This window comes from Rhodococcus sp. (in: high G+C Gram-positive bacteria), assembly GCF_049286785.1.
Taxonomy (GTDB): domain Bacteria; phylum Actinomycetota; class Actinomycetes; order Mycobacteriales; family Mycobacteriaceae; genus Rhodococcus_F.
Genome location: NZ_JBAQEO010000279.1, coordinates 1 through 11297, shown reverse-complemented (window position 1 = coordinate 11297; position 11297 = coordinate 1). Strand labels below are relative to the sequence as shown.

Sequence of the window (11297 nt, the reverse complement as noted above, 5' to 3'; positions counted from 1 at the left end):
ACGCGAAACCCCGTTCGACGAGTGCGGCCTTCACCCTGTCGATGATCGTCCCCAGCGAGATGCTGACGGTGCCACTCCGGTCGACCTCCACCGAACTGACACCGTAGTTCCCCGTCACCACCGCCACGAGCGCGTTGTGGGCGGCCCGGTTCGCCTGGATCCACAGGTCCTCGAACTGCTGGGACTCCACGAGTGAGCTGACCGTGTCGTGAACGAAGTTCTTTGCCTGGCTGATGATCACCGGTGTGAGACCGACCACGGCCTTGTCCAGACGGGGCGCGTTCGCGCCGACATTCGACACGTCGGTCAGTGCCATCAGGGCGTCCTTGGTGAGCCCCTCGACATCGACTCGCGTGAAGATTGTTTGACCAGCGAATCCTGAGACATGGACCGTTCCTTCTCCGTCAAAGTACGAACGAACTGGTGAAACCGATTATCCGCCGCCGGGACACGTGTTGTCAGCGAGATGCCCGGAATTCTGGTGGACTCGGTTCAGAGTCCGGTGTCGGCGGTGATGCGGCCCGCGGTGATCGCGTCGAGTAGTGCCGCATGGTCTCGGGTGTTCTGGTCGGCATACGTCTCGGCGAATTCTGCGATCGCATGGTCGAACTCGGTGCCGTCCCCGACGTAGGCGGCGATCGCGATCCGGTCGCCCGCTCGGGCGTGCGCGAAGGCGAGAACCCGTCCGCACAGCCGCCCATACAACCCCATCACCGAAGGTGTCATCGTCTCGATCACCGCCGAGCCCTTGCCGTCACGCAGTTGGCGTATGTAGAAGTCGTGCTCGACGCCGTCGGGACCCGGACCGCGTTCCCAGCCCAGGAAGATGTCGCTGGCGGCCTGCATCAACCGCTGCCCACTGACGACCCGTTCGCCCTCGGTCGTAAACGACGGGCCGTCGACGTAGCCCGACAGCACGGACGGTTTCGCCTCCTTCACCTGGAGGAACAGCGGATCTCTGTCGTCTGCCCCGAGCATCAGGATGATCCAGGTGCGGGTGCCCACGCTGCCGACCCCGACCACCTTGCGGGCGATCTGCACCATCTGGAACTGGTCGTACAGGCGGCGCCGATCCCATTGGAGGGTTTGTGCGTATGTGTCGAGTTTCCCTTGGAGGTCTCGGTACAACGCTTCGAGGTCCTTGCCCGCGTACACCTCCTCGGCCGGGACTATCAAGGGCGGGGCGCTGATGATGCGTCTCTTGCCGTCGACGACGGTGGTCAGTTTCGAGAGCGCCTGGACGCTGTCGCGGCGGCGGGCCTTCTCCAGCGCGGTGCGGGCGCGTTCCTTCTGCGCCGAGCTGAGTTGGTCTCGGAGCTCGGTGAGGTCCGCCGTGGGTTCGATGTGGGAGTACCAGACCGCGAGGTTTCCCAGTTGCGCCTGCCGGACGATGGTTTCGCGGTATTCGGCGGCGCAGGCGCGGGTGATCTTCGTGCGTTTCTTGTCGCTGTATCCGTTCTCTTTCGCCGCGACCGCGAGGCTGGCAACCAGGCGTTTGACGTCCCATTCGAAGGGGCCGGGATGTGTCTCGTCGAAGTCGTTGATGTCGAACGCCAGCCTGCGTTCCGGGGTGGCGAAGAGTCCGAAGTTGCTCAGGTGCGCGTCCCCGCAGAGGTGTGTGCGCAGGCCCGTGGTGGGCGAGTGGGCCAGGTCGTCGGCCATGATCGCGGCGGCACCGCGGTAGAAGGTGAAGGCGGTGGCCGCCATCCGCCCGTACCGGATCGGGACGAGTTCGGGTACCCGGTCCGCCGCCTGCTGCTCGAGGAGGGCGACCGGATCGCGCCGATCGGCGACATGATGCTCCGCGAGCGCGGCCGGCGGAGTGTCCCGGCGGGCGTCCGCCCCTCGTTGTGCACGTTCGGCCCTGCTCGGATGCGCCACCGGTTCTGTGCGTTCCGCGGATGTCGACATCGGAGGCTCCCTTCCGCCGACAACTGCCGACACGGCAGATTGTGAAGGTGCGGCGTGCACAGCATCGCACGCGGTGGCGCAGTGCAGATCGTCCGAAAAGGGTGAACCTGGCGCCGATCGGACAGGACGGATACCGGCTACAGGACTGCCTGTGAAGACGTGCTTCCCGCCGACCTCGATCCCCCGAGGTAGGCGTCCTCTATCAGTTGCGGATTCGCCGCCAATTCCTTCGCAGATCCGCGGAGAATTTCACTGCCGTGCGCGAGCACGATCGCGGAGTCTGCGATCTCGAGGGCCAACCGGACATGCTGTTCCACGAGAACGACTGCGGTGCCACGTTCGTCGCTGACCCTGCGGATCACCGGGAGCAGTGATTCCACGATCACTGGCGCCAGACCCATGCTCAGTTCGTCGATCAGCAGCACTCGGGGTTGTTGAACGAGTGCACGCCCGAGCGCCAGCATCTGTTGCTCACCGCCGGAAAGCTGACCGGCCGCCACCTTGAATCGCTTCCGGAGTGCCGGAAAGTACTCCATCACCGTTTCGGTATCGGCAATGCCCGGCCGTTGTGCGAGGCGCAGGTTCTCCTGAACGGTCAGACCGCCGAAGAGAGCCCGATCGTCGGGCACCAGTACCATTCCGGCGGCGGAGGCTTGTCGCGGGCGTCCCGAACGCAGAGTCCCGGTGCCGATCGAAACAGTCCCCCCGAGGCTGGGAAGGAGACCTGCGAGCGTGAGCAGCAGGGTGGTCTTCCCTGCGCCGTTGGGCCCGAGCAGGGACAGCACCTCGCCGGCGCCCAGCGTGAGGGAGATATCACGAATACACGGGTGCCCCTTGACATATCCGGCGTCGAGGCCGGAGCAGGTCAGCTCGGGGGCGATGTCGTCGGTCATAGCGCAGCCTCCTGCGGTGCATGGGTGGTGCCGAGGTAGGCACGCATCACGTCCGGGTTGGTCTTTATCTGTTCGGGTGTGCCGCTGGCGATGACCCTGCCGAGATCGAGGACGACAATTCGGTCACAGACTTCGAGCACGAGTTCCATATCGTGTTCGACCATGATGATGGCCACGCCCGCATCGCGTATCGATGTCAAACGTTCACCGAGCCAACGGCTTTCCGTGCTGTCGAGGCCGGCAGCCGGCTCGTCGAGCAGAACGATCTCGGGTTGTCCGGCTATTGCCCTCGCGATCGAGACCAATTGACGCTGCCCCTGGGACAGCTCGTTGACCGGCCGATCGGCCACTTCGCCGAGATGCAGGAGTCCGAAGAGTGCGTCGAGGTCCTGCGCCCCGGCATGCCGGTGACGATGGGTCGCGACGGTGCCGACCTCCACGTTCTCGCGCACCGTCAGGTCCTCGTACAACTCGATCGCTTGAAAGGTGCGCCCCAGACCCGCACGGCTGCGCCGGTGAGGCTCGAGGTCATCGATGCGCCTGTCGTGCAGCCGGACGCTGCCGGTCGACTCGGCGAACCCACTGATCGCGTCCATGCAGGTGGTCTTGCCGGCTCCGTTGGGTCCGATCAGTCCGACGATCTCGCCGGCGTGAACATCGAACGAGACCGCATCGAGTGCCACCACTCCCCCGTAACGGACACCGATGTCCGCGACGGAGAGCAGCACGCCGTCCGTGACGTCGCGGATCGCGAGCGGGGCAGCAGAAGGTGGTCGCTGACCGATCGACGAATCCTTCGCCACCGCCGCATCCGGACGCATCCCCTTCGGGAGGCGGCGTCGGACGGCATCCGAGTACTTGTGCAGATGCCCGATCAGGCCCTCCGGGTACTTGATCACCGTGATGATCAGCAGGATTCCGCTCACCATGGCGTAGTAGCTGCCCACCTCGAGATAGCGATCGAAGATGAAGAAGACGACGCCACCAGCACCTGCGATTCCCGCGAGGATCCCTCCGGAGACACACGTGATGCCGGCCAGGTACGCAATCGCGAACAGGCCGATGCCGGCCAGAACCGAGTAGGTTTCGGCAGTGGCGGTGGTCTGCTGGTAGCCCATCAGTGCACCACCGATGCCGGCAATGAACGCACCAATTGCGAAGGCCTTCAGCTTGGTGGTTGCGACATCGATTCCGGCAGCGGCCGCCGCCCTCTCATTCGCGCGCACGGCAAGCATCGACGCACCGAGCCGGCTCGTACGCAATCGGGCAACTCCGAGCGCGATGATGACGAGCGTGAGGAGGCAGAGAAGCCCGAACTGCAGTCGGGGATACTCCTGGCCTGATCCGATGCCCAGATCGAAACCGAACAGCGTCGGGTCCGGGATGGGCGAACCGGTGAGGCCGCCGTTGAACGTGTTGTTGCGGAACCAGAACATCTCGAGAAATACGGCCAGCGCGAGAGTCAAGACCGTCAGGGGCAATCCGCGGATCCGTAGTGCCGGCAGACCCACCAGAACGCCGACGACCATGGCCACCAACCCCGAAGCCAACGGAGCCAGTGGAAACGGCACCCCGAGGTCGGTGGCCAGCCGGCTGAGGGTGAACGCACCCACCCCCGCCAAGGTCAACTGCGCGAGCGAGATCTGACCGGCCAACCCGGTGACCACGACCAAAGACAGAGAAATAATGGCCAATATCAGGCTGGTCATTATCGCTGCGCGCATACTTCCCGAGCTGAAGACGAGAGCACAGACCGCGACCGTTGCCGCGACCGTCGTCGGCACGAGCAATCCGCGCGGCCGAGGTGCTCTGCCCAGGGTCTGCATGATCACCGCGCCACGGGAGGGCAATGGACGCGCACGGACGACCAGGAAGATGAAGATCATCACGAGTGGAACGAGCTCGGCCATTCCGGACTGCGGGAACCAGCTCACACTCGACTGCAGATAGGTCATTTCCGACTGCAACATGCCGATGCCGAGTCCGGCGGCCACAGCCGCACCCATCGACGAGAAATTGCCGACGAGTGCGGCCGCGAGCGCCGGAACGATGAACAACGTGTACGACACAGGGATGAGCGGAACGATGGGTGCGATGAGGATTCCACTCAACCCTGCCACTGCCGTACTCAGCGCCCAGTTACCGAAGGCGATCCGTTGCGGGGACAGGCCCGACACGAGCGCACCCTTCTCGGATTCCGCGGCCGCACGCGTTGCCAGACCGAACCGGGTCCACCGGAAGGCCAGGGTCAGCAGGACCGTCAGCGCCACGATGACCGCTGCGAACCAGACTCTGTCCGTGGGTATCCGAGCATCACCGATGGTGATCACACCGCTTGGCAGGATCGAGTCCACGGAGACCGGTTTCGTGCCCACTCGTACCGCCAACAGCGCCTGCACGAACAGCATCACCCCGATGGAGGCCACCGCCTTGGCCACTGTGGGTGCGTTGCGCAGCGGCCGGAACACCACCGCATAGATCAGCGCACCCAGCACAGCCGCGATGACCAGGGAGAGGGCCATCGCCGGCAGAACCCCGAGCTCGGCGCCCAGGCTTACCGTCTTCGGCAGGCCGGGCACAGGGACGAGAAGTTTACCGTCCCTGAGTAATGCGTACGTGTATGCCACATACAGGGCTATTGCTCCGGTGCTGAAATTCACCACACCGGAACTGCGGAAGGTCATGACCAGGGCGAGAGCGAGCGCGGCAAACACCGAGCCGTTACCCAGGCCGAGAGCAAGGAACACGAAATGGTCGGACACGTCAATTCCTTCGAGAAGAGAGAACTAGGCAGACAGGGAGAGGAAACTCATTTCGCCAGTTGAGGATCCGTCGTCTTTCCGTCCACCACTGTGGCCGAGACCAGACCGGTGCTGCACACCGCGGGGAGTGCCGGCAGAGCGCTGCCGTCGCAGGCAAAGGTGATGCCGTGGCCGGCGGGCAGGACGACGTCCTTCGCCGCGGCGATAGCTGCCGACACAGCACCGGCGGTGGGCTCACCCTGCAGCCCGGCGGTGGCCCTGACGAGACCCAGGATTCCCTGGTAGCCGGTCACCGTGAAGCCCTCGATGTCGGTGTCCGGTGCGAACTGCTGCATGACCGATCGATACAGCACGGCCTCGGGATCGCTGGAGGTGATGTCCGAGGTGGTGAATACGTGTGCCCCGTCCATCATCGAGCCGACCGCCTGAACCGTCGACGGATCCATGCACGGCTGGATCAGCATCGTGTCGGCATCCGAACCCAGCGTGGACAGCGCCTTGATGAGCGAAGTGCACAGGGTTGCGTCGCCGATGACCGCTACCGCATCCGGCTTACCGGACAGACCCGCACTGACCTGGGGTGTCGCGTCCGGTGTTCCCTGAGCAACCGGGACGATCTGCAATTCGACGCCCGCTGCCTGGAACGCCGGTCCACCGATCCCCTGGGTGGCCGGTACCGCTGAATTGTTGTCACTGACGAACGCGGTGACCTTGTCGTAGCCCTGAGACCCGGCGTAGGAGGCCATGGACATCAGCATTCCCGGGAATCCGCTGGTCAGCATGAAGGCGTTCGGGGAACTCAACTCGGCATTGCTCGAGCCGTTGGGTGCGATATACGAAATGCCCGATCCCGTGATGATGGGAGCCATCGACTCGCCCTGGCCTGTCGTCGTCACGACCACAGCGGAAACGCCGGCCTCCACCATCTGATTTGCGCAGTCGCGCGCGGATGCCGGGTCCTCCTTGTTCGAACACTGGACGAGTTCGATTGGATGCCCGTCGATTCCACCCAAGTGTGCGTTGGCGTACTCCGTCGCGGCGACAGCAGCTTCACGGTTTCCCGGTAGCGAGACAGCCGGACCACCTTCGGGATTGATGAGCCCGATCTTGACCGGACTCCCGGTGGCTTTGTTGTCGGGAAAGCTGACAGTTGCTGTGTCACCTTCCGGCTCCGAGGCGGAATCGGTGGAGCAGGCCGGCACCAACAGCAGTGCCACTGCGACGCCGGCCAGGGCGGCCCTGCGCGGGTTGGTGAATCTGTTTGCTTGCCTGGAGATTACGCGTGACATGATCTTCCTTCGTCCGAGCGGGTGGAGTCTTCCGATGGGGCGTTCTCTGGAGAAAGGCATTTGCACTTCCTGCGTCGACAGGACCTCGGACCCGACATGATGTGCGTCGCATTGCCTTGGAACTGTGACATGCAACATACAACACGTTACATGCAACATGCAATGGACAGGTGCCACCTCGCCCGACATCGATGTTCGGGCGAGAATGTCGATCATGACGGAACTACCGGAGTGGGCACGCGCCCTCGACCTCGCACCCCACCCCGAGGGCGGCTGGTACCGCGAAACCTGGCGTAGCGAGATCACGATCCCCGCCGAGAATCTGCCCGACGGCTACGCGGGCCCGCGATCCGCGGGAACCGCGATCCTGTTCCTCCTCATGCCCGGCACGCAATCGGCCTGGCACACCGTGCACAGCGCCGAGATGTGGTTCTTCCACCGAGGGAGCCCGCTGCGACTCGAACTCGGCGGCGACGGCCACTCCCCCGCCGACATGAGGCCGTTACTTCTCGGAGCCGACATCACAGCGGGACATCAGCCGCAACTGCTGGTCCCGCCACGACACTGGCAACGCGCAGCACCGATCGGAGACGAGCCGGCCCTCGTCAGTTGCATTGTCGTGCCGGGTTTCGACTTCGCGGACTTCCGGCTGACGGAAGGCAACTGACGGCGACGGTCCCGAGCCTCTAGCCGAAGGTCGAGGGATCCGGACCGATGCGGCCGTCGTCAGCCGTGAGCGATCCGATGGTGTTGATGTCGTCCGGCGTGAGCTCGAAGTCGAGCACGTCGAAGTTGGCGGCTATCCGCTCGGGCGTCACCGACTTGGGGATCACCACGTTGCCGATCTGCAGGTGCCAGCGGATGATCACCTGGGCGGTCGACTTGCCGTGGGCTTCCGCGATCCTCGCAATGGTCTCATCCTCCAGCACGGTGCCCTGCCCGAGCGGGCTCCACGCCTCCGTCGCAATCCCCTGACCGGTATGGAACGCGCGCAGATCTGCCTGATTGAACCGCGGATGCAGTTCCACCTGGTTGATCACCGGCACCTCACCCGTCTCGGCGATCAGACGCCCCAGGTTCTCCGCGGTGAAGTTGGAGACGCCGATCGACCGTGCCCGTCCGTCCGACTTGATCTTCTGGAACGCCTTGAACGTGTCGACATACCGGTCCAGGGACGGGGCGGGCCAGTGGATGAGGTAGAGGTCCACGTAATCCAGCCCGAGGCGGTCCAGGCTGTCGTCGAATGCCCGCAGTGTGGAGTCGTACCCCTGATCCTCGTTCCACAGCTTGGTCGTGACGAACAGTTCGTCTCGCGCGATACCCGAATCGGCGAGTGCACGTCCCACGCCCCGCTCGTTGTCGTAGATGCGCGCGGTGTCGATGCTGCGATACCCCACCTTCAACGCCACGGCGACCGCTTCGTAGCTCTCCTCGTCCGGCACCTGCCAGACGCCGAACCCGAGCGCCGGGATGACGTTGCCGTCGTGCAGAGCGACAGTCGGGACAGGACTTTCTGCGGTGTTGAAACCCATGAGCACATGCAACCGGGTGTCGGCACCAGATGTTCCCCACGTCCCAAGATGTGGACTCTCCGAGGTGTCGATTCGGAAACGGGGGGGTATCCGCTGTCAATCGCGTTCGGGTAGTGACGCGCCCGGTGGGAAGGGGCCGACATGGGTCTCGGATACGAACTGCTCTACCGGTTGAGGATCACGCCGTGGGTACGGTCGGGGCCGACCTTCGCTCACCAGATCGATACCTTGCTCGACCCCTTCGACGCGCCGCCGGGCAAGATACTCGACATCGGGTGCGGCACGGGTGAGTACTCGATCGAACTGGCGAAACGGGGCTGGCAGGTGACCGGGGTGGACACTGTCCAACTCGCGCTCGACAAGGCCCGCACCAACGCCAGGAAGGCGGGGGTCGACGTGCGCTTCATGTGTGTGGACGCCACCGACCTCCAGCACCACGTCGGCGGCGGCTATCACCTGGTACTCGACATCGGCTGCTTTCACGGCCTCGGCGATGCGGATCGTGCCGCGTATGCCGAAGCGGTCACCGCGGTGACCGAGCACGGAGGCACGCTCATCATGTTCGCATTCGGACCGGGCCACCGCGCCTTCATCCCGCGCGGCGCCTCTCGATCGGAGGTCGAGCGGCTCTTCGCGGGGTGGAAGCTGGTGTCGGACGTGGATGCCGACACCACCGGCATGCCGGGGCCACTCAAGAAAGCCGATCCCCGCTGGTTCCGCCTCGTCAAGCGCTGACGCCTGTGAGTACTTGTCAACCGCCCGCGGTTAACAAGTACTCACGGGGGGGGAGATAATCTCCGGGTGACTGCAACACTGCGCATCAGCGGATTGACGGCTTCGCGCGGTGAGCGCACTCTGTTCTCCGATCTCGACCTCACCGTGGCACCCGGCGACGTGACCGGCCTCGTGGGGGCCAACGGCGCGGGCAAGTCGACGCTGCTGACCGCACTTGCGGGTGTCGGATCGGCAGACGTCGAGGGCAGCATCGTCCTCAGTCCACCCGACGCCGCCGTCGGGTATCTCGCCCAGGAACCGGACCGGATCGAGAACGAGACGGTCCTCGGTTTCCTCGGCAGGCGCACGGGCGTCACCGAGGCGGAGAACGCGATGAACGCCGCCGCGGCCACCCTGGGCGAGTCGGAGGACGACCTCTACTCCCCCGCCCTCGAACGCTGGCTCGCGCTCGGAGGCGCCGACCTCGAGGAACGTGCGGAGAAGGTGGTGAGCGAAATCGGCCTCGGAGTCCCGCTCGACGCACTCATGACGTCGCTCTCCGGCGGTCAGGCGGCCCGCGCCGGCCTGGCGTCGCTGCTGCTGTCCCGATACGACGTCCTGCTGCTCGACGAACCGACCAACGATCTCGACCTTCTCGGACTCGAACAACTCGAACGGTTCGTCGCGGAGAGCCGCGCCGCCATGGTCGTGGTGAGTCACGATCGCGAATTCCTGTCCCGCACGGTGACGGGAATCGTGGAACTCGATCTGGCGCAACAGCAGATCTCGGTGTACGACGGCGGCTACGCGTCGTATCTCGCCGAACGTGAGATCGCCCGTCGCCACGCCAGGGAGGCGTACGAGGAGTACGCCGGCACCCGGTCCGGACTCGAGGATCGCGCCCAGATGCAGCGCAATTGGATGGAACACGGCGTCCGCAACGCCCGCCGCAAGACCAAGGACAACGACAAGATCGGAAAGGGTCTGCGCACCGAATCCACCGAGAAGCAGGCCGCGAAGGCACGGCAGACCCAGCGCCGCATCGAACGCCTCGACGTGGTCGAGGAACCGCGCAAGGAGTGGGAACTCCGCATGGAGATCGCCGCCGCCCCGCGCAGCGGATCCGTGGTGGCTGCGGCGAACGGCGCGGTCGTGACCACCCCGTCGTTCCGGTTCGGGCCCGTGACCACCCAGGTGAACTGGGGGGATCGCATCCTCGTCACGGGCGCCAACGGTTCCGGCAAAACCACGCTGCTGAAGGTGCTGCTCGGCACGCTGAAGCCGGATTCGGGTACCGCATCACTGGGCTCCGGGGTCGCGATCGGGGAGATCGATCAGGCACGCAGCCTCTTCGAGGGCGCCGATCAGGTGCACGACGCCTTCGCGGCGCAGGTACCGGACTGGCCGGACGCCGACGTGCGGACTCTGCTGGCAAAGTTCGGACTCAAGGGGCACCACGTGCTGCGTCCGGCGGCGTCACTGTCGCCCGGCGAACGCACGCGGGCCGCACTGGCGCTTCTCCAGGCCCGCGGCGTGAATCTGCTGGTGCTCGACGAACCCACCAACCATCTGGATCTTCCCGCCATCGAACAACTCGAGCAGGCAATGGAGAACTTCGACGGCACGCTGCTGCTGGTCACCCACGACCGCCGCATGCTCGAAACCACACGCAGCACCCGACGCTGGCGGATGGAAGCGGGCCGACTCCGCGAGGAGTAGGGCGCCTACTTCTCGGCCATCGGCGGAAGTGCCCTGATCAGGGGCGGATCGTAGTCGGTCTTCCCGACCTTCGCCGCCCCACCCGGCGATCCCAGCTCTTCGAAGAAGTCGGCGTTGGCCTTGGTGTACGCCACCCAGTTGTCCGGGACGTCGTCCTCGTAGAAGATGGCTTCGACCGGGCAGACGGGCTCGCACGCCCCGCAGTCCACGCATTCGTCGGGGTGGATGTAGAGCATCCGGCCACCCTCGTAGATGCAGTCGACCGGGCATTCCTCGATGCAGGCCTTGTCCAGAACGTCGACACAGGGTTCTGCGATGGTGTACGTCACGTCAGCAATCCTGACCTTTCATGCCGTCCTGCGCGAATCGGACTCCAGTGTGCCATCAACGCTCCGGCCACAGATCCATGGCGCGTCCATGGCGCGCGGTATGTTTCCCCGGTGGCAGCCACCTCCCGTTCTCCGCGCAGTCCCCGGC

9 protein-coding genes and 1 pseudogene are annotated in these 11297 nt (G+C 64.9%); 3 read left to right on the top strand and 7 right to left on the bottom strand.

The window, feature by feature from the left end:
• The 5 genes and pseudogenes from WAW17_RS11175 to WAW17_RS11155 form a co-directional block, all read right to left on the bottom strand.
• A pseudogene (locus tag WAW17_RS11175) lies at positions 1-361 on the bottom strand (hypothetical protein); the annotation flags it as partial.
• Positions 362-492: 131 nt separating this feature from the next.
• Complete coding sequence (locus tag WAW17_RS11170; protein ID WP_422333046.1) at positions 493-1911, bottom strand: DUF2252 domain-containing protein; 1419 nt, start codon at positions 1909-1911, stop codon at positions 493-495.
• 137 nt (positions 1912-2048) lie between these two features.
• Positions 2049-2804: an ABC transporter ATP-binding protein gene (locus tag WAW17_RS11165; RefSeq protein WP_422333045.1), complete on the bottom strand. Its 756-nt coding sequence runs from the start codon at positions 2802-2804 to the stop codon at positions 2049-2051.
• Positions 2801-5566 carry an ABC transporter permease subunit gene (locus tag WAW17_RS11160; protein ID WP_422333044.1) on the bottom strand — a complete coding sequence of 922 codons (2766 nt, stop codon included), beginning with the start codon at positions 5564-5566 and terminating at the stop codon, positions 2801-2803. The genes WAW17_RS11165 and WAW17_RS11160 overlap by 4 nt, the downstream gene beginning before the upstream one ends.
• 47 nt (positions 5567-5613) lie before the next feature.
• A complete protein-coding gene (locus WAW17_RS11155) occupies positions 5614-6855 on the bottom strand; it encodes an ABC transporter substrate-binding protein (protein ID WP_422333043.1) in 1242 nt (413 codons plus the stop codon).
• A gap of 214 nt (positions 6856-7069) precedes the next feature.
• On the opposite strand from WAW17_RS11155, the gene WAW17_RS11150 reads away from it, so the two are divergent.
• Complete coding sequence (locus WAW17_RS11150; RefSeq protein WP_422333042.1) at positions 7070-7522, top strand: cupin domain-containing protein; 453 nt, start codon at positions 7070-7072, stop codon at positions 7520-7522.
• Between the two features lie 19 nt (positions 7523-7541).
• Here the strand turns inward: WAW17_RS11150 and WAW17_RS11145 are convergent, their stop codons facing one another.
• Positions 7542-8387, bottom strand: coding sequence for an aldo/keto reductase (locus WAW17_RS11145; protein WP_422333041.1), 846 nt, complete (start codon positions 8385-8387; stop codon positions 7542-7544).
• A 141-nt stretch (positions 8388-8528) separates the two neighbouring features.
• Here WAW17_RS11145 and WAW17_RS11140 point away from each other — a divergent pair, with 141 nt between their 5' ends.
• Together WAW17_RS11140 and WAW17_RS11135 are read left to right on the top strand one after the other, a co-directional pair.
• Positions 8529-9122 (top strand): class I SAM-dependent methyltransferase, encoded by a 594-nt coding sequence (locus WAW17_RS11140; protein ID WP_422333040.1) that lies wholly within the window; start codon positions 8529-8531, stop codon positions 9120-9122.
• 66 nt (positions 9123-9188) lie between these two features.
• A complete protein-coding gene (locus WAW17_RS11135) occupies positions 9189-10820 on the top strand; it encodes an ABC-F family ATP-binding cassette domain-containing protein (protein WP_422333039.1) in 1632 nt (543 codons plus the stop codon).
• A gap of 5 nt (positions 10821-10825) precedes the next feature.
• On the opposite strand, the gene fdxA is transcribed toward WAW17_RS11135, so the two are convergent.
• Positions 10826-11149 carry a ferredoxin gene (fdxA, locus tag WAW17_RS11130; protein ID WP_422333038.1) on the bottom strand — a complete coding sequence of 108 codons (324 nt, stop codon included), beginning with the start codon at positions 11147-11149 and terminating at the stop codon, positions 10826-10828.
• Between the last annotated feature and the right edge of the window lie 148 nt (positions 11150-11297).